A 25127-nucleotide genomic window follows, 5' to 3' on the forward strand; every position below is an offset into this window, starting at 1 on the left:
CGGCTTTAAAATGGCGAACTTGACGTGAGTGTGCGCCGCTTCTAAAACCGATTGGAAATTTCGTTAGACTGGACCAAAGTTCAGTACCTGATGTGGCTTAATAGGCTTTTCTGGATTGAAAATTCAAGAAAATTGCGCTTGAGGCCACTTTATGATGTTGCTTAGGAGATAGTATCGGTGATCGGAACCGGCAAGAGGCTCTATCTGGATTATAATGCCAGTGCGCCTTTGCTCGATGAAGCACGCAATGCGGTTATCGAAGCATTGGGCATTGTGGGCAACCCATCCTCCGTTCACCGTGAGGGGCGCATGGCGCGTGGGCTGGTCGAATCGGCACGTCGCAGTGTGGCAGCCCTCGTGAATGCCAGGCCTGACCACGTCTTTTTTACATCTGGCGCCACCGAAGCCGCATCCACACTTCTAACACCAGTCTATATGATGGGGCGTTCGCCGGTACGCCTGTCCCATCTTTATGTCAGTGCGACCGAGCATCCTTGTGTGCTGGCCGGCGGGCAATTTGCACCGGAAAACATCACGATTCTTCCTGTTGATGAATATGGTTGCCTTCGTCTTGATGCTCTGGAGCTGGCTTTGAGAGCGCACGATAAGAGAGCGGGCTTGCCACTTGTCGCTGTTCAGGCTGCGAATAATGAAACTGGCGTCATTCAGCCAATACGCGAAATTGCGGCAGCGGTGAAAGCCGCAGGCGGCATCTTTGTCGTTGATGCGGTACAGGCCGCAGGACGCATTAAGATCGATATGACAGAGGGTTGTGGCGATTATCTGATAATCTCCTCACACAAGATCGGTGGTCCCAAGGGCGTTGGTGCTGTGATCGCAATCTCTGATCTTATGATGCCGAAGGCGCTCGTTCGTGGCGGTGGTCAGGAAAAAGGACATCGTGCGGGTACGGAAGCGCTGCCGTTGATTGCAGGCTTTGGTGCCGCCGCAGATATTGCGCATGCACGCCTGAACGGCAATGGCTGGTCGTTTGAAGCGCGGGACAGGCTTGAAGCGGGGCTTATGGAGATCGCACCAAGTGCCATGATCCACGGCAAATCCGTTGATAGGCTGCCCAACACAACATTCTTCTCGCTCGACGGGCAAAAGGCTGAAACCGTTCAGATCGCATTCGACCTTGGTGGCATAGCGCTCTCGGCAGGCTCAGCCTGTTCTTCGGGGAAGGTCGGTCCAAGCCATGTGCTGGCTGCTATGGGCCATGAAGAAGGTCCGGGAGCGATCCGTGTTTCGCTTGAGCCCAATGCGCCTATCGAATCTGTTGATCAGTTTCTTGACGTTTTGGGAAAAATCGTCGCCCGTCATGAACGCTCAAAGGCCAGTTAAGTGCGTAATCGGGCCTATCTCTGTAAATTATTCTTGAATTTTACCGGCAAATTTAAAGCTGGGCTTGAAATTTAGTTTAGAGAGGTTTTAAAGAAGCGTCACGCACACTATATTGTGGCGAGGATAGTGACTATCATCGCCCTGACGTTTGCAACTGTCGGACCTTGAATTCGACGAGGATGGAGAACGCCAATGCCTGCAGTGCAGGAGACCATTGATCAGGTTCGCGGCTTGGACGTGGACCAGTATAAGTACGGATTTGAGACGGAAATCGAATCCGAAAAAGCCCCTAAAGGCCTCAACGAAGATATCATTCGCTTTATTTCGGCCAAGAAAGACGAGCCGGAATGGATGCTGGAGTGGCGTCTGAAGGCCTATGAACGCTGGCTCACTATGGAAGAGCCGGAATGGGCGCGTGTCGATTATCCAAAGATCGATTTTCAGGACGCCTATTACTATTCCGCTCCGAAGAATCAGTCGGGTCCGCTTTCACTTGATGAAGTCGATCCCGAACTGCTGCGTACATATGAAAAGCTTGGTATTCCACTGCGCGAGCAGGAAATTCTCGCTGGTGTGCGTAAGCAGGGCGAGCCGAGTGAAATTGATGGCAATCCATCGGACAATGTTTATGCATCGGGCCGTGTGGCCGTTGATGCGGTCTTCGACAGTGTTTCGGTTGTCACGACTTTCAAGGCAGAGCTTGCGAAAGCAGGCGTGATCTTCTGCTCGATTTCAGAAGCCATTCGCGAGCATCCTGAACTGGTTCAGAAGTATCTCGCTTCAGTTGTTCCTGTTTCGGATAACTATTATGCGACGCTGAATTCGGCTGTCTTCACCGATGGCTCGTTCGTCTATGTGCCAAAGGGCGTTCGTTGCCCGATGGAGCTTTCGACCTATTTCCGTATCAATGAAAAAAATACGGGCCAGTTTGAACGCACGCTGATCATCGCGGAAGAAGGCGCTTATGTCTCTTATCTCGAAGGTTGCACGGCACCACAGCGCGACGAAAACCAGCTCCACGCAGCCGTTGTTGAACTGATCGCGCTTGAAAACGCTGAGATCAAGTATTCGACTGTTCAGAACTGGTATCCGGGCGATAGCAGCGGCAAGGGCGGTATCTACAATTTTGTGACCAAGCGTGGCGATTGCCGTGGTGATAATTCCAAGATTTCGTGGACGCAGGTTGAAACAGGCTCCGCTGTAACGTGGAAATATCCGTCCTGCATTCTGCGCGGTGACAATTCGCGCGGTGAGTTCTATTCGATTGCCGTGTCCAACGGTTATCAGCAGATCGACAGCGGCACCAAGATGATTCATCTTGGCAAGAACACGTCGAGCCGCATCATTTCCAAGGGTATTTCGGCCGGAAATTCCAGCAACACCTATCGCGGACAGGTTTCAGCCCATCGTAAGGCTGAAAATGCCCGTAACTTCACCCAGTGCGACAGTCTCCTGATCGGCAACGATTGCGGAGCGCATACCGTGCCCTATATCGAGGCGAAAAACGCCACGGCACAGTTTGAGCATGAGGCAACCACCTCCAAAATTTCCGAAGACCAGCTGTTCTACGTTATGCAGCGCGGTATTCCGGAAGAGGAGGCAATCGCCCTCATCGTCAATGGTTTTGTGAAGGAAGTTATTCAGGAGCTGCCAATGGAATTCGCCGTCGAGGCGCAGAAGCTCATTGGCATTTCGCTTGAAGGCAGCGTTGGTTAATCCGACGCGCTTTAACTGCCTTTCTCCAATTTTTCTGACCAGCCTTTTCCTGGTACAAGAACAAGGTTTATACCCATGCTTGAGATCAAGAACCTTCATGCAAAGATCGCTGACACGGATACTGAAATTATCCGTGGTCTGAACCTCACCGTAAACAAGGGCGAAGTTGCCGCCATCATGGGCCCGAACGGCTCGGGCAAGTCGACATTGTCTTACATCCTTGCAGGCCGCGATGATTACGAAGTGACCGAAGGCGACATCCTTTATAACGGCGAGTCGATCCTCGAACTTGACCCTGCTGAACGCGCTGCCAAGGGTATCTTCCTTGCGTTCCAGTACCCGATGGAAATCCCAGGCGTTGCCACGATGGAATTCCTCAAGGTTGCCATGAACAGCCAGCGCAAAGCGCGGGGCGAGCCAGAACTCAAAATTCCTGAATTCATCAAGCGCGTGAAGGAAGCGGCTGGCGGCCTTAACATCGATATGGACATGCTCAAGCGTCCGCTCAATGTGGGCTTCTCGGGGGGCGAAAAGAAGCGTGCTGAAATTCTTCAGATGCAGCTTCTGGAGCCAAGCCTCTGCGTTCTCGACGAAACAGACTCCGGCCTCGACATTGATGCGCTGAAGATCGTTTCCGATGGTGTGAATGCGCTGCGTTCGCCAGACCGGGCTGTGATCGTGATCACCCACTATCAGCGTCTGCTTGATTATATCGTTCCAGACAGCGTGCATGTTCTTTACAAGGGACAAGTCATCAAGTCTGGTGACAAGACCCTTGCAAATCACCTTGAAGAAAACGGCTACGCCGACATTATTGGCGAAGTAGCCTAAGGAGGCGGATTATGAATATCCAGACCTCAAAGCCAAGGACGCAAGCCGAAAGCGCACTGATCGACAGTTTCGCGACCCGTATGGGCGAGCTTCCGGGCAATGCCGATGTCGTGGTTGCACGTGACAATGCGCTGGAATCGTTGAAAGTGAACGGTCTTCCGTCGCGCCGCATTGAAAGCTGGCATTACACGGATTTCCGCACGTTGCTCAAAGGCGTTGCTGATTTCAACCCGAGTGCAGGCACCAATGCGCTTCCCGCATTGCTGGCAGGCTCTTCTGTCATTGCGGTGAGCAATGGTGCAACGCTTGCAGCCAAGGCACCGGAAGGTGTGACCTTGACTGCCGTGCGTGACCGGCTTGCGGATGGTTCGCTCGTTTCGCAGCTTAACACTCGGGGAACCGATGATACGATTGGCCAGATCAACGCTGCCTATGTCAGCGACGGCTGGGGATTGTCGATTGCGGCTGACACTGAGCTTGAAGCACCACTTGAACTTCAGAACATCCAGAAGACCGGGCAGGGCCACACGCGCTTTCCTGTTGAAATTGGGGCGAACGCCAAGGCAACGATCATTGAACGTCAGTCAGGTGGCGAAGGCGATGCTTTCTCAACCTCTGTCAGCCATGTGAGCGTTGGCGATGGCGCTGATGTCATCTGGGTTATTCTGCGTGATTTTGGTCAGGCAACGCAGCTTGCTCAGTTCAACGCAACCATTGGCACAGGTTCGAAGCTCACGCTTTACATCGTCAATGCTGGCGGCAAGCTGGTTCGGCAGGAAGTGCATCTGACAGTGGCAGGCGAAGATTCGGATTTCGAGCTTCGCGGCCTCAATCTGCTGGCAGACGATTCCCACACCGATGTCACCATGACGGTTGCACATCTGGTTGAGAACACGCGTTCGACCCAGATTATCCGCAACGTGGTCAAGGATCGCGCACGCGGCGTTTTCCAGGGCATGATCCGTGTTGCACAGATCGCCCAGAAAACCGATGCGCGTATGGCCTGCAACACGCTGCTGCTATCGGATGATGGCGAGTTCGATGCAAAGCCAGAGCTGGAAATCTTCGCTGATGACGTGGCTTGCGGCCATGGTGCAACGGTTACCGAGCTGTCGAAAGACTACCTCTTCTATTTGATGGCGCGCGGTATTCCGGAAAATGAAGCACGCGGCTTGCTGATTAAAGCATTCATCGCCGAACTGATAGAAGAGCTGGAAAACGAAGCTTTGGTTGAGGCGCTGGAAGACGTGCTCTCGAACTGGCTTGCAGCCCACGCTTGATTGAACAAGGCGGAGTCATGCTTGCTCCGCCTTTTCTGCCTCAAGGGTAGAAGGAACGGTCATGGATCATAAGAATCCGCTTGTAGCGCGCTATGATGTTGAAGCGATCCGCAGAGATTTCCCCATCCTGTCACGACAGGTTCATGGAAAGCCGCTTGTTTATCTGGATAGTGGTGCTTCTGCACAAAAGCCGCAAAGCGTCATCGACGCTGTCACACATGCCTATGCAAATGAATACGCAAATGTGCATCGCGGCCTGCACTTTCTTTCGAATGCTGCCACAGATGCTTACGAAAAGTCGCGCGAAACCGTTCGCCGCTTTCTGAATGCTGGCTCTGTTGACGAAATTGTCTTTACGAAAAATGCCACCGAAGCGATCAACACGGTCGCTTACGGCTACGGTATGCCCAATATCGGCGAGGGTGATGAAATCCTTCTGTCGATCATGGAGCATCACTCCAATATTGTGCCGTGGCATTTCATCCGTGAGCGGCAGGGTGCAAAGCTTGTCTTCGCGCCGGTGGATGACGAAGGCGTGTTTCATATTGAGGAATTTGAAAAGCGCCTGACCGAACGCACGAAGCTTGTGGCAATCACCCATATGTCCAATGCGCTTGGCACAGTGACACCGATCAAGAAGATCGTTGAACTGGCCCATGCACGCGGTATTCCGGTGCTGGTCGATGGCAGCCAGAGTGCTGTCCATATGCCAGTTGATGTGCAGGATCTGGGCTGTGACTGGTATGTGTTTACTGGCCACAAGGTTTACGGCCCGTCAGGAATCGGCGTTCTCTTTGGTCGTGCTGAAATGCTCGAAAAGATGCGCCCGTTTCAGGGCGGTGGCGAAATGATCGAAGAAGTGACGGAGGAAAACGTTACGTATAATCATCCGCCGCACCGTTTTGAGGCTGGCACACCACCAATCGTTCAGGCGATTGGGTTAGGCGCAGCGCTTGAATATATGGAAAAGATCGGCCGTCATGCGATCGCAGCCCACGAGGAAGACTTGCGCAACTATGCGCATGAGCAACTGGGTAAGATCAATTCACTGCGCATTTATGGCAATGCACCCGATAAGGGTGCGATCATCTCATTTGCGCTTGATGGCATTCACGCGCATGATGTCTCGATGGTCATTGACCGGGCAGGGGTCGCGGTGCGTGCGGGCACGCATTGCGCACAGCCACTCTTGAAACGCTTTGGCGTTACCTCTACATGCCGTGCATCTTTTGGCATGTATAACACCCGTGCTGAAGTTGACGTGCTGGCAGAAGCCTTGGAAAAGGCAAGGAAGTTTTTCGGATGACCGAGACCGAGCAAAAAGTTCAGGAACAGACTGAAGCCAAAGCCGATGATGTGAATGCATCGGCGGATGGAAAGTCTGTTTTTTCCGCCTCTGCTATTCCTCAGGAAGAGCTGCTTCGGCTGACCGATGACATCATCAGTGCGTTGAAGACGGTCTATGACCCTGAAATTCCAGCGGATATTTACGAGCTCGGTCTGATCTACAAGATCGACATCGAAGATGACCGCACGGTTAAAATCGAAATGACACTGACGGCTCCCGGCTGTCCGGTTGCAGGCGAAATGCCGGGATGGGTCGAGAACGCGGTTGGAGCTGTCGAAGGTGTTTCCATGGTCGAAGTCACCATGACCTTCGATCCACCATGGTCTGCTGACCGCATGTCGGAAGAAGCACAGGTCGCTGTCGGCTGGTACTAAAGCGTGTCGCGCTTAATCGTACCCGATACGCTCACTCTATCTTCTTATTTTAACGCATGTCGTTGTCGGATCGTGGCGGGAATAGCAATCAGTCCGGTTGGACTGATTTCCCCGCGAAGGCGGTCCCCACTTTTCCGTGACATGCTCTAATAGTCAAAGAGAAGCCCCTCGCATTGCGTGGGGCTTTTTCTATTTGGCATTAAAAACCAGTCGTATTGGCGTAATGAAGAGATTTTCTTCCAAAACACCCCTGAAACAGACCAACGACGCCACCGAGAGCCGTGGCCGCTGAAACAAGGCCTTGGCCGCCCCTGAACGGTATGGAGAGGCTTGCGCCTAAAAACTTTAACCCGCGGCCTGCAATCTTGAGCGGCAGCTTTTTAAGTGTCTTATTGGGGTTTTCCCGATAACGCGCACCGAACTCGGTAATATTATGATCGCGATTGCGGCGATAATGATAGCTCAGTGTCAGGCGAGACGGGGGTACGGTTTCGTAGACGATGGCATCACAAGCCCAACCAGTTTTGGCGCCAAGCGACTTTGCTTTCGTCCAGAGGTTCCAGTCTTCGCCGCCAGTCAGGCCAAAATGGGAATCAAAACGCAAACCGGTCTCGCGGAAAAAGTCCAGTTTTCCCATCCAGCTTCCCGTCGCAACTTTGATCGAATCGCCACGCCCCATTGCGCATTTCTGTCGGCACTTGCGCTCGGATTTATAGCCACTGCGTTCGATCCCCGACCAAACAAGTTTCTGAACAATTGTCAGGTTCTCATCAAATGGCTTCGGCCTTACTGGAGAGCCGACAATATCGAGATCAAGTCGGTCACGCTCTGAAAAAAGTTTCACGAGCCAGTCTGCCTCTACAAACTCGTCGTCATCCACATAGACAAGATAATCAAAACCCTGTTCAATGGCGTGGTTCAGCGCACGGTTACGCGCCGATGATATGCCTAAAATGACCTCGACAACATAGTCGATCGGATCGTTTGGCATAAGCGCACGAAAATCTTCGATGGTTCCATCAAGCGTAGGGGAGGCGTTATTCTCGACGACAAGGAAGGATACATCTGTATCGTTTGGCTTCTGAATAGAAGCCAAAGACGAAAACAGATTACAGAGCATCTTAGGCCTGTTCCTCGTGACGACGGAAATGCAGATACGCCGTTGATGCATGATTAATCAGCCTAAGTGATCATTTGATATATTCAGTAAGCTTAATATACAATTATTATGGAGGCAATAGTTGTATTGAGCGTAAATATAGCCGCGATAATGGCTGACATCTATTACAGGGTAAGTTATTTTTTTTGAAAAAATACAGTGTTCATACACAACTGCTTAAAGTGGTGCCCCCAGAGAGACTCGAACTCCCGACCCCCTGATTACAAATCAGGTGCTCTACCAACTGAGCTATAAGGGCAGCACTGGCGTCGAATTAGCATAATTCTGGCGCGTGTAAAGCAAAAATTCACATCGAGCAGGGAATAGTCAGCAGGTTTTGCATATGATAGCCATTAAGCCTGTGGAAACAGCATCTTTTTGGGCGCATTGGAACCGAATAATATGAACGATAAATCTCTGGCGCTTCACTTTTTGCCATCTGGAACAGAAGAATCACTGGCTGCACAAAAAGAGCTGGTGAAGCGCTATGGGCATGTTGCGGCTGAGGATGCGGATGTTGTCGTGGCACTCGGGGGCGACGGCACCATGTTGCAGGCACTGCGAGATTTCATGAATAGCGGGGTGCCTGTCTATGGCATGAACCGTGGTTCGGTCGGCTTCCTCATGAACGAGTTCAGCATTGAGGATTTGCCCACGCGCATTCTCGCCGCACAAAAGGAAACGATCCGCCCGCTCGAAATGATTGCAGAGACGGAAGATGCGCCGCCTTTCAAGGCGCTGGCAATCAACGAAGTGTCGCTTTTCAGGCAATCCTATCAGGCGGCAAAGGTTCGGATCACCATTGATGGCAAGATACGGCTTGATGAACTTGTCTGCGATGGCGTGATGGTTGCCACGCCTGCGGGTTCTACCGCCTATAATCTCTCGGCACAGGGGCCAATTCTGCCGTTGGAAGCGCCTCTACTCGCCTTGACACCCGTCAGCCCATTTCGCCCCCGCCGGTGGGGCGGCGCGCTTTTGCCAAAACATGTGACCGTGCGCATGGATGTGCTTGAAACGGAAAAGCGCCCCGTGAATGCGGTTGCTGACAACAACGAGGTTAAATCAGTAAGATCAGTCACAGTGCGCGAAGATCTGGACAGTCAGGTTGCGATCTTGTTTGATCAAAATCATTCTTGGGATGAGCGAATTCTAACAGAACAATTTAGACATTAGTTGGCTATGATTTTAGTAAATTCACGCATTGGTGTTGGAGGAAGCACAATAAAATACAAATAATAAGCATTTTTATATTCTTTGATGGTATTTTAGTTGACTTTTGCACGCTGTGGACGTAGGCGATGCTACGTGAAAACGCTTTTTGCGTTGCAGACGCCTTTTCTGCCTTGGTTCCTGCGCCGGATGACGCGGCTGCAATGACAGGATGGGTGCAATTCATTTCCAAAAAAGAGAGCTGCGCCTCCATTGACGACATTTGCCGAACTCGGTCTTTCCCCGAAAGTGCTCGCCGCTGTTGAAGCTGCGGGTTACACCGCGCCAACGCCTATTCAGGCAGGTGCCATTCCTCCCGCGCTGGAGCGCAAGGATGTGCTCGGCATCGCCCAGACAGGCACGGGTAAGACTGCATCTTTCGTTTTGCCAATGCTTCATCTCTTGGAAAAGGGGCGTGCACGTGCTCGAATGCCGCGCACGCTTATTCTTGAACCGACGCGCGAGCTCGCAGCGCAAGTTGAAGAGAATTTTGTTAAATATGGCGTCAATCAGCGTTTGAATGTAGCGCTGCTGATCGGTGGCGTCTCGTTTGATGAGCAGGAACGCAAGCTTGAGCGCGGTGCAGATGTACTCATCGCGACCCCAGGTCGTCTTCTTGACCATTTCGAGCGCGGTAAACTGCTTCTGACCGGCGTTGAAATTCTGGTTATCGATGAAGCTGACCGTATGCTTGATATGGGGTTTATTCCTGACATTGAGCGTATTTGCAAGCTGATCCCATTCACCCGCCAGACGCTGTTCTTCTCGGCGACCATGCCGCCGGAAATCACCAAGCTGACGGAGCAGTTTCTGCATTCGCCGACGCGCATTGAGGTTGCAAAGGCATCCTCAACTGCCAAAACAGTGACCCAGCGTCTTGTGAAGTCTGGCAAGAAGGATTGGGACAAGCGCGCAGTGCTGCGTGATTTGATTCGTGCTGAAGGCGATTCGTTGAAGAATGCGATCATTTTCTGCAATCGCAAAAAAGACGTATCCGAACTCTTCCGCTCGCTTGTTCGCCACGAGTTTGATGCCGGTGCTCTGCATGGTGATATGGACCAGCGCGCGCGCATGGCGATGCTTGCCGGTTTCAAAGAGGGTAAATTGCGGCTTCTCGTGGCTTCGGATGTCGCAGCCCGTGGCCTCGATATTCCTGACGTCAGCCACGTCTTCAACTATGATATTCCGATTCATTCGGAAGATTATGTGCACCGCATCGGTCGCACAGGGCGTGCAGGCCGTTCGGGCAAAGCTTTCACGCTGGTGACTGCTTCGGACACGAAATACCTCTCGGCAATCGAAACCATGATTGGCGAAAAAGTTGAATGGCATGACGGTGATCTTTCGACCTTGCCAGCAACTGACGAATCTGACGATACGTCACGCAAGGGCAAGAATGCTCGTGGCAAAGGTAAAGACGCCAGGGGCAAATCGAAAGATAAGCAGAAGGTCGAGACACCTGTGATTGTTCAGGCAGATGAGCCGCAGCCGGTAATCAGCGAAATCAAAGAACGCCGTGATCCGATCCGTACGTCAAATGATGATCGCCGCGGCAGGCCGCAAAACGATCATCACAAGCGTCGTCGTGATCGTGATGATGATGACGGTCCGGTGCCGATTGGTTTCGGCAATGATATCCCAGCATTTATGCTGATCCCCACCGGGGTTCTGGCATAAGACAATAAAAGCCGATCTGGTTAAACCAGGTCGGCTTTTTTAGTGTATTTCCCACAAACGTGCGAAGTGTTTTGCGCGGGATAATGACGAAAACCAGATAGTTAGATTATTTCCACTGTTTCAATTCAAACAGAAAATGCTTTAGTTTTTCGTACCGGAGCGAAGACTGGCTGCAAATGCCAGTTTTACCCAGTCGGCCATGATTTCCGGGTCATCAAAGGCGTCATCGGGCACGCTCCAATAGGGCATTGCGACCGGCTTACCGCTCTTTCGGTTATCATATGACCATTGTCTTGATCCGGCCTCTATGAAAGCTGGCGCTGTTTGTGCGTCCACCTTCAAAAGCAGCTCGTCGTTAACAACGAGCGCTACGATCAGACCCTGGTGATAAATGCCTTTGCCGCCAAACATACGGCGAATGCTGATCGCACCTAAGCCTTCAAAAAACTCCCGAAGAGATTGGTCATCCATCCAGCTTTAAACAGCGTCCTGAATTTGGCGCAGCCTTTCGGCTGATGCAGGCTGAATCTCAACAGATTCACCACAGCCACAAGCCGACGTCTGATTTGGATTGTTGAAAACAAATCCTGTTCGCAAAGTTGTCACTTCAAAGTCCATTTGGGTGCCCAGCAGGAACAGCACAGCTTCGGGCGCGATATAGACCTTCGCATCATCCTTTTCGACACAATCATCACCGGCTTTTGGCTCTGTGACGAGATCGATTGTATATTCCATACCGGCACAGCCACCTTTTTTCACGCCCACGCGAATGCCCAGTGAGCCTTCACGGGAGGCCATGATTTCACGAACGCGCGCTGCGGCTGCATCGGTAAGCGTCAAGACTGAGAAACGGCCCATTTTCATCTCTTCCGGCGTTGTGCTGGTTTACGATTGAAGAATCATTCAATCTGCCCGAGGCAAAGCGCTTTTGTGTTCGGTTGCCACGTTTTTACTATAGTTAGTGTTGTAACATCATTACTGCAAGACGCCAAATCAGAGAGCCGCGATAACCGGCTTACACAAGTTGGTGTGCTGTAACAAAAGAATTGCTGGAAGAGGAAAAGCGAATGTCGATTAAGCGCATGCAGCCTTTGATACTTGCCGGAGTTGCCGGCGTTTTCAGCACGATTTTTTTTATATCTGGCACTCAAGCGCAGGATGCGCCGAAAAAGGCCGCTCCCGCACAGGAGCAGGTCAACCCTGTCGAGGAAACCAAACCCTCAGAGCAGACACAAGACGTAGCTGATGGTGCGATTCTTCCTGATTATCGTGATGATCGCTCAACACCACAGGCACTCATTGAATCCTATTATAACGCCATTAACCGTCAGGAATATGCCCGCGCATACGGATACTATTCGGAAGAGGGACGTGAGCCTGACTTCGCGAAATTCGTCAAAGGTTATAAGGGTACGAAGAGCGTAAAGGTTGCCGTTCGGAAGGTTGAGCCAGATCCGGGCGCAGGACAGATCTACTGGAGTATGCCGGTCGCGATAGAGTCGGAGAGTGAGGATGGCAAGAAGCAGGTATTCACTGGCTGCTACACGATCAACCTGACCAATCCCGGCATTCAGGCAGTGCCTCCATATAAGCCAATGCAGATTATGACGGGTTCTTTGACCAAATCGCCAATAGAAATTGAAAAAAGCGTACCGGAGAGCTGCGAAGCACCATAGTCAAATTATTGGCTTGACCTTGCCACGATGGAAAGCTGCATCATGGAAAAAGTTCAGACAAGGAGTAATTTGAATGGTGACGTTTTCAATCCCAACGATGAAATGTGGCGGCTGCGCGAAAAGTGTTACAAGCGCTTTGCATGAAGTTGATCAAGCAGCCAAAGTAACGGTTGATCTCGATAAAAAGGAGATCACCTTGGACAGCGTTGCATCCGAGCAGCAAGTGCTGGATGCGCTTAAGGCTGCCGGTTATCCAGCAACCATCGCGTAATGATTTGACATAAATTTGATTGTACGTGTCTCGTAACACAAACATACAAAGCACAATTGCCGGACCTTTAACACGCCCGGCATTTTATGAGAGCGCTCTGCACCCAAAAGGGTGTACGGCGCTCTAAGACCATGCGGGATTGGCGACCAAGTGTTGCAGTCGGTTGTGCGTTTCTTGTGTTTGATTGACTGTAGGGCCGTTTTTTGCCACATCAACGACAAATCTCGTTTATGGTACCCGTAGCGACAGCGAATTTCGGTGGGGCGGCTTTGCCGTGCCAACAGGGGCTGGTCGTAAAAGGGGATCGGAACATACAATCATCGCATGACCGCGATAAAGAAGGATGTAAGGCATGGCTATGGTAGCCGATTTCCAGGATCTTCGCACGAAGATGGTTGATAATCAGATCCGCACAACGGATGTCACGGACCTTCGGGTTATTGATGCTTTTCTGACCGTTCCCCGTGAAGTCTTTGTTCCTGCAAACCGTCAGGTCCTTGCCTATATCGACGAAGACCAGTTGCTTGAAGGCGAGGGCGCTGCGCCGCGCTATCTCATGGAGCCGTCGCCTTTCGCGAAGCTGGTACAGCTCGCAAAAGTGAGCAAGGACGATGTCGTTTTGGATGTCGGCTGCGCCACTGGATACTCTTCGGCTATTCTTTCTGAGCTCGCAGGTTCGGTTATTGGCCTTGAAAGTGATTCCGCTTTGTCCGCTGTTGCAGCGGCTCGTTTGCAGGAACTTGGCCATGACAATGTTGTGATCGTTTCAGGTGATCTGAATAAAGGTTATGCATCAGAAGCGCCCTACGATGTGATTTTCATCGAGGGTGCAGTTGATTTTGTACCGGAAGTACTTTTCAATCAGCTTAAAGAAGGTGGCCGTCTGGTCGTTGTCGAAGGGCGTGGAAATGCCGGAATTGCGCGACTTTACGTAAAAGAAAACGGGATTGCTTCGGGGCGCACCGTTTTCAATACGGCAGTTCGTCCGCTTCCTGGTTTTGAACGCGTTGAGCAGTTCGAGTTTTGATCCAGCGCGTGGGGCAATTCTGCAACGATGTGAAAATTGTTTGTGAAAGCACTGGTGGGAAAGATGGAAATAACCGAATTTACACGTTATTAAGTCTTCCCGAACCAATCGGTTCGATTGTGGATTCGTTTGTTCTTATATGAGGTATACGGTGTTCAAAGCGTGCAAAGGACTTATGGCAGCAGCAATCCTTCTGTCGGGCACCGTATTATCGGGACAGGCCGCTCTGTCAGAGACGCTGACTGGCGCTCTCGTAAAAGCCTATAAGAACAACGCGACACTCAACTCGTCGCGTGCTGGCGTTCGTATTCAGGATGAAAACGTAGCGATTGCGAAATCCAATTATCGCCCGCAGGTGACCGGGTCTTATAATGTTGGCCGCAGCAAGTCGCCCGTTTCAGGCTATCGCACAACCGGCACATACGGCATTGAGCTCAATCAGATGCTGTTCGACGGCTTTCAGACGAAGAATAACGTCGCAGCCGCAGAAACCACTGTCTTTGCGCAGCGCGAAAACCTTCGTAACACTGAACAGAACACACTCCTATCGGCTGTTCAGGCTTATATGAATGTGTACCAGCTTCGTCAGATTGCAGTGCTGCGTGAGAAAAACCTTGCAGCTATGAACGAGCAGGTTCGTGCTTCGCGCGCGCGTCTTGATGTTGGTGAAGGTACACGCACTGACGTTGCTCAGTCGGAAGCGCAGCGTTCGACTGCTATCGCACAATTGAATGCAGCCCGCGCTGACGTTAAGTCTGCAGAAGCGACATATGTTCAGATTGTCGGTGCACAGCCTGATCGCCTTTCACTGGCACCAGCAGCTAAAAACCTGCCGCGTTCTCCAGAAATGGCTTTTGCGAATGCAAAGAATATTCATCCCGGCATTCTTGCAACTCAGTATGCAGTTAACGCACAGGGCTATAACGTCAAGGCCAAGGAAGGCGCGTTGCTTCCGACTGTTGGCTTGACCGCGAGCGCAAGCCACCTCGACACTTATGCCGGCACCAATGCAGGCGATGGCAACTCGGCATCGGTCGGTCTCGGTGTGAGCATTCCGATTTATACCGGCGGACGCACATCGGCACAGGTCCGTCAGGCGAAGGAACAGTTGGGGCAGGCTCGCATTGAGGTTGATGTTATTCAGGATCAGGTTCGTCAGGCAATCAGCTCTGCTTGGTCGCAGCTGGAGGCAGCGCGTGCTTCTGTGAAGGCTAATCGCGACGGTATTGCCGCTGCTCAGCTCGCACTTGATGGTGTTATCGAAGAGCGCAAGGTCGGTCAGCGGACCACACTTGATGTTTTGAATGCGCAGAATGCTCTTGTTGATGTTCAGATCGCGCTTGTGCAAGCAGAACATGACTCGATTGTCGCGAGTTATGCACTTCTGGCTGCCAGTGGTCGTATGACAGCGCAGGATATGCAGTTGCAGGTTGCTCAGTATAAGCCGGAAGAGCATTACAATGCAGTCAAAGACAAATGGTTCGGCCTGCGTACGCCGGATGGTCGTTAAGCAATTGCTGCAATAAAGTTTACCGAACGGCGCCAAGGGCGCCGTTTTTGATTCTCGAAACAAAGCATAATTCTTAATAAATTGATAAAGCTGTGGGTTCGGATTGCACATGGCTGTGCAGGGATTCTCAAACCATCGAAGGTTCTGTACCCTTAATCCATTGATTCTTTGCCTGTGCAGGCAATTGACAATAAGGAAAGACGGACAGCTATGGCACAAACATCAAGCGCGGCGCGTGAACCGTCAATGGAAGAAATTCTCGCTTCCATTCGCCGGATCATTGAAGACAGTGATGTTTCCCGCCACCCGATTGTTGCCCCACCTTCGTTTTCGGCGCGTAGCGAGGTTGCAAAATTTCGCAAGCCTGTTTCCGTTCAGGAAACTCTGCCCGAACCGGGCATCCTTTCTGAAGAGACCGTACTGCGTGGTTCCATTCAAGAACCGGCACTGAAAGAAATCAGAGCAGTGGAAGCACCGGAGGCGGACGACGACGAAGATTTCGTTCTGGATGCACAGAATGATGACAAGCGTAGCGATGTTTTAGAACTTGCCGCCAGGATCGATGATATGCCTCCACTTGAAACGCAGATTGCGAACGAACTGAAGGTTTCGGAGCCAGTTGAAGAGCGCAAGCCGCAGGTTGAAGTCCCGCCTGCCGATTTGAAGCCGCAGAGTGCCGCACATATTTTATCGGAAGGTACGGAGCGAAAGGTCGCTGCCGCATTTCAGGATTTAAACCACGCTGTGCATTCGGAACCGCGGCGTTCGTTCGATGATATTGCGGCTGATATTCTGCGTCCGATGCTACAAGACTGGCTCGATAAGAATTTGCCGACGCTCGTCGAACGGCTCGTTCGCGAAGAAATCGAACGCGTGGTGCGTGGTGAACGCTAACAAAACTGCACCAGAGCGGACTATTTGACCCGTCTGTCTTGCAGGCGGGTTTTCACTTTTAGGGTGATTTGTTGGCTGTTAGTTGCTATTGAGCCGTCAATCAATTCATTCCGAATTCAGACCGGATATTTCTATGCTTGAGAAGACTTATGACGCTGCGGCTGTAGAGCCGAAAATCGCTGAACGCTGGGAAGAAGCCGGCGCTTTCAAGGCGGGTGCAGGTTCAAAGCCGGGCGCTGATCCTTTTGCAGTCGTCATTCCGCCACCCAATGTGACGGGCTCGCTGCATATGGGCCATGCGCTGAACAACACCGTTCAGGACATCATGGTTCGCTTTGAGCGTATGCGCGGCAAGAATGTTCTCTGGCAGCCGGGCCTCGACCATGCGGGTATCGCCACGCAAATGGTGGTTGAGCGTCAGCTTGCAGAACGGCAGGAGCCGAACCGTCATGCCATGGGCCGCGAAAAGTTCATTGAACGTATCTGGCAGTGGAAATCTGAATCGGGCGGAATGATTTCTAATCAGCTTCGTCGTCTTGGCGCATCCTGCGATTGGTCGCGTGAGCGTTTCACGATGGACGAAGGTCTGTCGCGCGCTGTCATCGAAGTCTTTGTTTCGCTCCATAAGCAGGGACTGATTTATCGTGACAAGCGGCTCGTGAATTGGGATCCAAAGCTTCTGACCGCGATTTCCGATATTGAAGTCGAATCCCGTGAGACCAAGGGCCATCTTTGGCATCTGCGTTATCCGCTGGAAAACATTCCGTTTGATCCCGAAAACCCGCACACCTTTATCGTGGTTGCAACGACCCGTCCTGAAACTATGCTGGGCGATACAGGGGTTGCTGTAAACCCGAAGGACGAGCGTTATCACGCCTCTGTCGGCAACAACATTGTTCTGCCGCTTGTTGGCCGTCTCATTCCCGTTGTTGCGGATGATTATGCTGATCCTGAAGCAGGTTCCGGTGCCGTCAAGATCACACCGGCACATGACTTCAACGATTTTGAAGTCGGCAAGCGCAATGATCTGCGCGCGATCAACATCCTGACACCATCGGCTGCCATCACGCTGAAGGACAATGTTGACTTTCTGGAAGGTCTGGAACTGACGTCCGAACTTAACGCGCTGATAAGCGTGTTTGAAGGTCTCGATCGCTTTGCTGCGCGCAAGCGCCTTGTCGAAATGCTTGATGAACAGGGCTATCTGGAAAAGATTGAAGATCACACTCACGCCGTTCCGCATGGTGATCGTGGTGGCGTGCCGATCGAGCCTTATCTGACAGATCAGTGGTATGTGAATGCCGCAGAGCTGGCAAAGCCTGCCATGGCTGCCGTTCGTGATGGCCGCACGCAGATTGTACCCAAAAATTGGGAAAAGACCTACTTCGACTGGATGGAAAACATTCAGCCATGGTGCGTTTCACGTCAGCTCTGGTGGGGACATCAGATTCCGGCATGGTACGGCCCAGACGGCAAATACTTCGTTGAAAAGAGCGAAGAGGAAGCCAAAGCCGCTGCGCGCGCGCATTATGGCGAAGAGGTTGAACTTGAACGCGATACCGATGTTCTGGATACTTGGTTCTCGTCGGGTCTCTGGCCATTCTCCACACTTGGCTGGCCCGACAAAACGCCTGAGCTCGCAACTTATTATCCAACAAGTGTTGTGGTAACGGGTTTCGATATTCTGTTCTTCTGGGTCGCCCGCATGATGATGATGGGCTTGCATTTCATGGAGGAGGTTCCGTTCCATACGGTCTATCTTCATGCACTCGTGCGCGACAAGCACGGCGCCAAAATGTCCAAGTCCAAGGGCAATGTCATTGATCCGCTGGAACTCATGGACGAGTACGGCGCGGATGCGTTGCGCTTCACCCTTGCCATTATGGCGGCGCAAGGCCGTGACGTGAAGCTCGATCCAGATCGGATAGCAGGCTATCGCAATTTTGGTACCAAGCTCTGGAATGCAACGCGTTTTGCACAGATGAACGGCGTAAAGCTTGACCCGAATTTCAAGCCGGCTGATGCAAAGCTTGCCGTCAATCGCTGGATTTTGACTGAACTGACCAAAGCAGCTGCTGCTGTTACGGATGGTATTGCAAATTATCGTTTCAATGAAGCGGCAGGCGCTGCATATCGTTTTGTCTGGAACCAGTTCTGCGACTGGTATCTTGAGTTGCTCAAGCCGATTTTCATGGGTGAAGATGAGCTGGCCAAGGCGGAAGCGCAGGCAACGGCTGCTTACTGTCTGGATGAAATCTACAAGATTTTACATCCATTCATGCCGTTCATGACCGAAGAGCTCTGGACGCTGACCGCAGGCGAGGGCGAAAAGCGTGATACGGTTCTGGCTTTGGCGAAATGGCCGGAATTGACGTTCGAGGATGGAGACTCCGCCACCGATATCAACTGGCTGGTTGATCTTGTTATGGGGATTCGCTCTGTTCGTGCAGAGATGAATGTTCCTGCGCGCGCGGTCGCTCCGATTGTGGTCCTCGAGGCCAATGCCGCCACTGTTGATCGGTTTGCGCGTCACGATGCGGCAATCAAGCGTCTGGCACGCGTTGAAAGCGTATCATTTGCACAGGAAGCGCCAAAAGGTTCTGCCCAGTTGGTACATGGTGAAGCGACGATCTGCCTGCCGCTTGGCAGCCTGATTGATCTTACGGCTGAAGCAGCGCGTATGGCCAAGGAAGCGGGTAAAATTGCCGCCGAAATGGAAAAAATCGAGAAGAAGCTCTCGAATGAGAAGTTTGTGGCCAATGCCAAGGAAGAGGTCGTTCGTGCCGAACGTGAACGCTTGACCGAACTAAAGGATGCTGCCGCACGCGTTGCGACGGCTCAAGCACGTATCCGCGAAGCAGGCTGATTCAGGCTTCCAGCTGAAGCCTAAATCGAATCAAGCACCCGGCAGCTCTGTGTTGCCGGGTGTTTTCGTTAAACATGTTGGTAAATGGCCCCTTTCAAGGAGCCTGTGCCCTCATCGAACCACGGTTTCGATTGTTTTTTACTGATGTTGCGCTTTAGCAACAAGGCGGGAAAAGGGCTTAAAAGTGGCCGAAATTGGCAATTCTCGAACGTTTATCTCCAGGAAACTTAGCAGAATTCCTGCTCGCTCCCATTATTTTGGGGTTTTCGATAAACCTAGGCTCCGATAGGCCGAACCTGTTCCATTTATGCATCTTGCAGCTTGAATCATTCCTGATTTACGTTTGCGTCAAAGTAAAAGTTTCGGGTTCACGTTATTTTGTTTGGGAGGACATTTCATGAAGGCCAACAGCCTGAAAATAGCGGGTATTGCGACTGCGCTGCTTGGAAGTGCGGTTGTTGCACATGCAAGCGGCCTGGAGCGCAGTTCGCAGGATTTTGATATCCTGTTTGAGCAGGGCACGGTCGTTGATACGACAGGAACGTTTGTTGCCCCGCAACGTAAGCTCAAGAATATTCGTGGTTCGGCCGTGGGGGCAGCAACTGGGGGCATTAACCCAATCACCAGACAGCCTTATGGTACTGAAGTTGATGAAGCCAAGAGTTATTGGGTTCCCAAATTTTCAGCTAAGGTTGATCTGACAAACGACCTCGCTTGTGCTGCACAGTACCGCCAGCCTTGGGGTATTCATACCGACGTTGGCACTGACACAGTGCGTATGTTTACGGCCATTGAGCAAAAAATTTCTTCACATGATTATGGTCTGAACTGCTCGTACAGGTTCTCCGCAGGTGAAAAAGGTTTTTTCCGCCTTCTCGGTGGCGTTAGTTATCAGGAGCTTAGTGGCGAGCAGACACGCATGATCCCACCGGGATCGGCTTTTGGTGGCTCGTTCCGTGTGGCTTCGCTTGATGTGGAAGATAAGTCATTCGGCTGGCGTATTGGCGCTGCCTATGAACTCCCTGAATATGCAATCCGCGCAAGCGTTGTGTACCAGTCGGAAGTGAAATACACCCTTGAAGGCACCATTGATAATCTGGCTCTAAGCCCGATTACCGGGCGTGGGCTTCCGATTAGCGTTGCTGGCGATGTCTCAACGCCACAGTCAGTGGAATTCAAGTTCCAGACCGGTATTGCCCCGGATTGGCTTGCTTTCGGTTCGGTCAAATGGACTGATTGGTCAAGCGTCGAGAAGGTTGCATTCAATTCTTCTTCAAACCTTCAGCTGGCACCGGGTGTTGTTATTCCTAAGGGAACAAATATCACCAACCTGAACCTCTACTATCAGGATGGCTGGACTGTCAGTGGTGGTGTCGGTCATAAGTTCAATGAACAGTGGTCTGCGGCTGCAACGGTTACGTGGGATCGCGGGACGACAACCGGGCTTACATCGCAGACAGACGTGTGGCTGTTTGGTCTCGGAACAAACTACAAGGCGACGGATAATTTCGAAGTTCGTCTTGCTGGTGCCGCTGGTTGGCTGACGTCCGGTGAAATGGACGACACTTATATCAATGGTAAGTTCAATCCGACTGGTTCTAAGGGCGATTTTGGAAACGATTTCGTGGGCGCTTTGTCGCTGACGGCCAAGATCAAGTTCTGATCGTTTAATGTCGACAAAAAAGCCCGGCTCGAAGCCGGGCTTTTTTGTTCAGAGCAGCGTTTATTGCTCAAGGCGTGCAAGCAGTGACGATGTATCCCAGCGTCCGCCACCGTTTTTCTGGACTTCCTTATAGAACTGATCAACAAGCGCTGTGACGGGCAAAAGCGCACCGTTTCGGTCTGCTTCGTCAAGGCAAATTCCCAAATCCTTGCGCATCCAGTCGACCGCAAAGCCAAAGTCATATTTGCCTTCATTCATGGTGCGGTGGCGATTTTCCATCTGCCACGAGCCAGCTGCCCCTTTGGAAATGACCGCAATCAGCTTTTCTATGTCGAGGCCGGCCTTCTTACCGAAGTGAATGCCCTCGGCCAGCCCTTGCATGAGACCGGCGATGCAAATCTGATTGACCATCTTCGCCAACTGACCAGAGCCGACAGGTCCCATCAACCCAACGGAGCGCGCATAGGCTTCGATGATTGGCTTGGCACGGTCGAAAATTGGTTCCTCTGCGCCGACCATTACAGTGAGAACGCCGTTTTCAGCACCTGCCTGACCGCCGGAAACCGGAGCGTCTATGAAATGAAAGCCGCGCGATTGCGCTTCTGCGTCGAGCTCGCGCGCAACCTCTGCGGAAGCCGTTGTATTGTCGATGAAGATCGCTTCTTTTTTCATGGTGGAGAAGGCGCCATTCGCTCCCACCGTCACTTCGCGCAGATCATCATCATTGCCGACACAGCAGAAAATGAAATCCGCATCTTTCGCTGCTTCCGCCGGAGTGGCTGCATGCTTGCCGTTAAACTGTTCTGCCCATTTGATCGCCTTCGCATTTGTCCGGCTATAGACCGTAACGTCATAGCCACCTTTGTTTTTAAGGTGGCCTGCCATCGGATACCCCATGACGCCGAGGCCGAGGAAGGCTACTTTAATTGCAGTCATTGTCTGTTACCTCCGAGAGGGAATATAAGAATGCTTAAAAGCAGGGATAAATATATGTCGCTGTGCAAGTGCGGCGGTTAGGTCAGGGGCGTCATCACGGCTTTCCGATAGGCCGCGCGCTGCGAAAGGCGCTGATACCAATCTTCTAGATGAGGCATTGACGGACGTGTGATCGGAAACGCGAACCAAGCATAGACATAGCAACCAAGTGGTATGTCACCAATGCCGAAACTTTCCCCCGATAGCCATTTTTGCTGGGAAAGAGCATGATCTGCAATCTTGAGCGATCGCGTCAGGCCCTCAATTCCGCGCTGCGCAACGGCCTTGTCGCGCTTGTCTTCGGGAAGCCGGATCAAATTTGCCATCACATTGCGAAAATCTGCATAAAGCGTGGAGGATGCCCAATCCATCCACTTTTCCGCCTGCGCACGTTCGGCAGGGGCTTCAATCCAAAGGCCGCTCTTTGCATGCGTTGCAGCAAGATAGCGAACGATCACATTGGATTCCCAGAGTGTTGTGTCACCATCTTCGAGGAGCGGAATGAGACCATTTGGGTTACGAGCGAGGAAACTCGCCTCCTGCAGGCCACCAAACTGCCCGCCTAAATTGATCTGCTCATAGTCGAGCCCGAGTTCTTCAGCTATCCAAAGCACCTTTTTGACATTGGTGGAATTGGTTCGACCCCAGATTTTCAGCATGATTAAGCCTGTCGATTTGCGATTGAAAGACGTGCGTTGCGCTTAAGAGAGCTATGTATTTAAAGCAGATCGCCCCCGGTAGCTGCAAGGCGAACGGGGGCGATAAATTTTCTTTATTCGTAATCTCAGCGGATCAAATGCCGTGTCAGGCGCCTTTCTAGGAAGTCCCAGACGTGCCGAAGACATTCAACGATAATCAAATAGATGACTGCCGCCCAGATATAGGTCTGAAAGTCGAATGTGCGCGAATAAGCGCGGCGCGTCTCTCCCATAAGATCGAGCACAGTGATGATCGCGACAATAGCCGATCCCTTGATCATCAGAATGATTTCGTTGCCATAAGGGCGCAGAGCAACGATCAGAGCCTGTGGCAGGATCACTTTAACAAAAGTCACGCGTTTGGAAATGCCGAGCGCTGCAGCGCCTTCCCATTGGCCGAGTCCAACGCTTTGAATGGCCCCGCGCAGGATTTCTGCCTGATAGGCGGCCGTGTTCAGCGAGAAGGCGAGGATCGCGCAATTCCACGCATCACGGAAGAACACCCAAAGACCGATGCTTTCAAGAAAAGGGCGGAATGTGCCAAAGCCGTAGTAGATCAGGAAGGTTTGAGCCAGAAGCGGTGTACCGCGAAAGAAATAGACGTAGCCAAACGCAAGGCTGCGCAGCCAACGGTTTTTGGACATGCGCGCAGCCGTAATCGGTAGCGACAAAATCGCTCCAATCACGATGGAAATAGCAACCAGTTGCAGGGTAACGAGAAGCCCCGACCAATAGCGCGGTCCATAGGTCTCAAAAAGATCAATGCGCCAGCTGTTATAGAGATAAATTGCAAGACCGAGGAACATCAAAGCCCAGAAGGCAACGATGATATGTCCGGCAATTCGTGTGCGTGTCCAAACTTTTGCAACGGGGGGCGGTGCCAGAACTTTTGCGGTGCCTGCAGAGATGACTTCACTCATAATCATGCTCCCCGCGATGCATTGTTACTGGCATCGGCCCAGCGAGCGATGCGGTTTATGAAATAGGACGAGATAATCGCAAGTCCAAGATAAAGCAGACAAGCCACGCCAAAAAACAGGAAGGGCTCTTTGGTGACGCGTGCGGCAATCGATGTCTGACGCAAAATATCCGACAATGTGATGACGGACACCAAAGATGTGTCTTTAAGCAGAACCAGCCAGAGATTGGCGAGGCCGGGAAGGGCAATGCGGATCAATTGCGGAAAAATGACTTTGCGCATGGTCTGCCAATAGGAAAGACCGACGGCATAACCACCTTCATATTGTCCGCGTGGAATGGCGCGGAAAGCCGACAGAAACACTTCACTCGAATAGGATGAAAACACAAAGCCAAGCGCAATCATGCCCGCTACAAAAGCGTTGATCTCAATATTCGCATTGATATTGAAAAAGGTGAGCAATTGCTGGAGCAGAAGCGACGCACCGAAATAGACGAGAAAAAGCGTCAGAAGCTCCGGCAGGCCACGAAAAATAGTGGTGTAGATATTGCTGGCCAGTCGCATCGAGCGTTCACTCGACTGCTTTCCTAAAGCCACAATAAAACCCAGAACAAGACCGACGGGCAAGGTTGCAAGGGCCAGACTGATTGTGACGACAAATCCCCAAGCGATACTTTTACCCCATCCCCCAGGGCCAAAGCTTAACAATGTGGCGTAATGTTCCATGCGCCTAATCTCTTTCTGAGGGCTTCAAATCGATTGCGAAAATGCGATTTGACAACTTTTGAAAGTTTCTCATTATAGCCCAAATAGTTACGCCGGTTTACGTGGGCGTAAACCGGCGTCTGATATTAAGAAATTTTAGTTTTCTGCACCGTAGGCGTCGAAATCGAAGTACTTGTCATTGATTTCTTTGTACTTGCCGTTGGCGCGGATTGCCTTGATGGCTTCATTGAATTTTTCGATGAGTTCCGGGCGGCCTTTTTTGAATGCAACGCCTGCACCCGGACCGTGAATCTCGATCACCGGCGGGAACGTGCCGACCATCTTGCAGCATGCACCATCTGGGGTCTTGAGCCACTCGGAAAGCGTCACGCTGTCGTCGTTGACGGCATCAAGTCGACCGTTTGCAAGATCCAGACGATATTCTTCGGCCGTTGGATAGGCTTTGATCGTGCTGTCGGTAAAGGTTTTTTCCGAGTAATTGGCATGCGTGGTTGATCCCTGCACGCCAATGGTCTTGCCAGCGAGGTCTTCCTTGGTCACGCCTTTGATGTCGGTGTCTTTCGGAGCCGCAATGCCGGGAGGGGTGTTGTAGTACTTGTTGGAGAAATCGACCTGCTTCTTGCGTTCATCCGTGATGGACATCGAGGCAATAAAGGCATCGAACTTGCCCGACTGAAGGGCAGGGATGGCGCCATCCCAATCCTGGGTTACGAATTCACATTGGGCCTTCATTTCATCGCAAAGTGCCCTGGCAATATCTACGTCGAAACCGGAAAGCGTGCCATCTGGCTGAATGAAGTTGAAGGGAGGGTAAGCGCCTTCTGTACCAATCTTAAGCTTCAGAGGCTCTTGAGCATTGGCAATGCCAGCGCTCATGCTGCCAAGAGTAATTGCAAGTGCTGCTATTGATGTCGCCGCAGCGATACGCTTAATAACGCGCATTCTTAGTCCTCTCGTTTTG

23 protein-coding genes and 1 tRNA gene are annotated in these 25127 nt (G+C 51.7%); 15 read left to right on the top strand and 9 right to left on the bottom strand.

Annotated features, from left to right (window positions below; all coding sequences use genetic code 11):
* Positions 1-177 precede the first annotated feature (177 nt).
* The 6 genes from OPR82_RS06550 (at position 178) to OPR82_RS06575 (ending at position 6893) form a co-directional block, all read left to right on the top strand.
* Positions 178-1344, top strand: coding sequence for a cysteine desulfurase family protein (locus OPR82_RS06550; protein ID WP_265983758.1), 1167 nt, complete (start codon positions 178-180; stop codon positions 1342-1344).
* 192 nt (positions 1345-1536) lie between these two features.
* On the top strand, positions 1537-3060 hold the full coding sequence (gene sufB, locus OPR82_RS06555; RefSeq protein WP_265983759.1) for a Fe-S cluster assembly protein SufB: 1524 nt from the start codon (positions 1537-1539) through the stop codon (positions 3058-3060).
* A 75-nt stretch (positions 3061-3135) separates the two neighbouring features.
* Complete coding sequence (gene sufC / locus OPR82_RS06560) at positions 3136-3891, top strand: Fe-S cluster assembly ATPase SufC (RefSeq protein ID WP_265983760.1); 756 nt, start codon at positions 3136-3138, stop codon at positions 3889-3891.
* An 11-nt stretch (positions 3892-3902) separates the two neighbouring features.
* Entirely contained in the window at positions 3903-5171 is a 1269-nt protein-coding gene (sufD, locus tag OPR82_RS06565; protein ID WP_265983761.1) for a Fe-S cluster assembly protein SufD, read from the top strand.
* A 61-nt stretch (positions 5172-5232) separates the two neighbouring features.
* Entirely contained in the window at positions 5233-6477 is a 1245-nt protein-coding gene (locus OPR82_RS06570) for a cysteine desulfurase (RefSeq protein ID WP_265983762.1), read from the top strand.
* Positions 6474-6893 (top strand): SUF system Fe-S cluster assembly protein, encoded by a 420-nt coding sequence (locus OPR82_RS06575; protein ID WP_265983763.1) that lies wholly within the window; start codon positions 6474-6476, stop codon positions 6891-6893. Before OPR82_RS06570 ends, OPR82_RS06575 begins: the two co-directional genes overlap by 4 nt.
* Positions 6894-7092: 199 nt before the next feature.
* Here the strand turns inward: OPR82_RS06575 and OPR82_RS06580 are convergent, their stop codons facing one another.
* Together OPR82_RS06580 and OPR82_RS06585 are read right to left on the bottom strand one after the other, a co-directional pair.
* Positions 7093-8064, bottom strand: a complete 972-nt coding sequence (locus OPR82_RS06580) for a glycosyltransferase family 2 protein (protein WP_265983764.1) — start codon at positions 8062-8064, stop codon at positions 7093-7095.
* A gap of 171 nt (positions 8065-8235) precedes the next feature.
* A tRNA-Thr gene (locus OPR82_RS06585) sits at positions 8236-8311 on the bottom strand.
* 143 nt (positions 8312-8454) lie between these two features.
* On the opposite strand from OPR82_RS06585, the gene OPR82_RS06590 reads away from it, so the two are divergent.
* Together OPR82_RS06590 and OPR82_RS06595 are read left to right on the top strand one after the other, a co-directional pair.
* Positions 8455-9228: an NAD kinase gene (locus OPR82_RS06590; RefSeq protein WP_265983765.1), complete on the top strand. Its 774-nt coding sequence runs from the start codon at positions 8455-8457 to the stop codon at positions 9226-9228.
* A gap of 249 nt (positions 9229-9477) precedes the next feature.
* Positions 9478-10941, top strand: coding sequence for a DEAD/DEAH box helicase (locus tag OPR82_RS06595; RefSeq protein ID WP_265983766.1), 1464 nt, complete (start codon positions 9478-9480; stop codon positions 10939-10941).
* Between the two features lie 141 nt (positions 10942-11082).
* On the opposite strand, the gene OPR82_RS06600 is transcribed toward OPR82_RS06595, so the two are convergent.
* Together OPR82_RS06600 and sufA are read right to left on the bottom strand one after the other, a co-directional pair.
* Positions 11083-11412, bottom strand: a complete 330-nt coding sequence (locus OPR82_RS06600) for a TfoX/Sxy family protein (RefSeq protein WP_265983767.1) — start codon at positions 11410-11412, stop codon at positions 11083-11085.
* A gap of 6 nt (positions 11413-11418) precedes the next feature.
* Positions 11419-11799, bottom strand: coding sequence for a Fe-S cluster assembly scaffold SufA (gene sufA / locus OPR82_RS06605; protein ID WP_265983768.1), 381 nt, complete (start codon positions 11797-11799; stop codon positions 11419-11421).
* A 209-nt stretch (positions 11800-12008) separates the two neighbouring features.
* Between sufA and OPR82_RS06610 the strand changes: the two genes are divergently transcribed.
* From OPR82_RS06610 to OPR82_RS06640, 7 genes are all read left to right on the top strand, one after another.
* On the top strand, positions 12009-12617 hold the full coding sequence (locus tag OPR82_RS06610) for a Cif family virulence factor (RefSeq protein WP_265983769.1): 609 nt from the start codon (positions 12009-12011) through the stop codon (positions 12615-12617).
* 73 nt (positions 12618-12690) lie between these two features.
* Positions 12691-12888 (top strand): heavy-metal-associated domain-containing protein, encoded by a 198-nt coding sequence (locus OPR82_RS06615; RefSeq protein ID WP_265983770.1) that lies wholly within the window; start codon positions 12691-12693, stop codon positions 12886-12888.
* Positions 12889-13246: 358 nt separating this feature from the next.
* On the top strand, positions 13247-13915 hold the full coding sequence (locus OPR82_RS06620) for a protein-L-isoaspartate O-methyltransferase family protein (protein WP_265983886.1): 669 nt from the start codon (positions 13247-13249) through the stop codon (positions 13913-13915).
* Between the two features lie 139 nt (positions 13916-14054).
* A complete protein-coding gene (locus OPR82_RS06625) occupies positions 14055-15425 on the top strand; it encodes a TolC family outer membrane protein (protein WP_265983771.1) in 1371 nt (456 codons plus the stop codon).
* Between the two features lie 210 nt (positions 15426-15635).
* Entirely contained in the window at positions 15636-16319 is a 684-nt protein-coding gene (locus OPR82_RS22700; RefSeq protein WP_323054532.1) for a PopZ family protein, read from the top strand.
* A 133-nt stretch (positions 16320-16452) separates the two neighbouring features.
* The gene (locus tag OPR82_RS06635; RefSeq protein ID WP_265983772.1) at positions 16453-19185 is read left to right on the top strand and encodes a valine--tRNA ligase; all 2733 of its coding nucleotides are present in this window, start codon (positions 16453-16455) and stop codon (positions 19183-19185) included.
* A gap of 397 nt (positions 19186-19582) precedes the next feature.
* The gene (locus OPR82_RS06640) at positions 19583-20848 is read left to right on the top strand and encodes an OmpP1/FadL family transporter (protein WP_265983773.1); all 1266 of its coding nucleotides are present in this window, start codon (positions 19583-19585) and stop codon (positions 20846-20848) included.
* A 60-nt stretch (positions 20849-20908) separates the two neighbouring features.
* On the opposite strand, the gene OPR82_RS06645 is transcribed toward OPR82_RS06640, so the two are convergent.
* From OPR82_RS06645 to OPR82_RS06665, 5 genes are all read right to left on the bottom strand, one after another.
* Positions 20909-21784, bottom strand: coding sequence for an NAD(P)-dependent oxidoreductase (locus tag OPR82_RS06645; protein ID WP_265983775.1), 876 nt, complete (start codon positions 21782-21784; stop codon positions 20909-20911).
* Between the two features lie 77 nt (positions 21785-21861).
* Positions 21862-22482 (bottom strand): glutathione S-transferase family protein, encoded by a 621-nt coding sequence (locus OPR82_RS06650; protein WP_265983776.1) that lies wholly within the window; start codon positions 22480-22482, stop codon positions 21862-21864.
* A 125-nt stretch (positions 22483-22607) separates the two neighbouring features.
* Positions 22608-23441, bottom strand: a complete 834-nt coding sequence (locus OPR82_RS06655) for an ABC transporter permease (RefSeq protein WP_265983777.1) — start codon at positions 23439-23441, stop codon at positions 22608-22610.
* 2 nt (positions 23442-23443) lie between these two features.
* Entirely contained in the window at positions 23444-24166 is a 723-nt protein-coding gene (locus OPR82_RS06660; protein WP_265983778.1) for an ABC transporter permease, read from the bottom strand.
* 135 nt (positions 24167-24301) lie between these two features.
* Positions 24302-25108 (bottom strand): ABC transporter substrate-binding protein, encoded by an 807-nt coding sequence (locus OPR82_RS06665; protein WP_265983780.1) that lies wholly within the window; start codon positions 25106-25108, stop codon positions 24302-24304.
* Positions 25109-25127: the final 19 nt, after the last annotated feature.

Source organism: Ochrobactrum chromiisoli (assembly GCF_026241335.1).
Lineage (GTDB): Bacteria > Pseudomonadota > Alphaproteobacteria > Rhizobiales > Rhizobiaceae > Brucella > Brucella chromiisoli.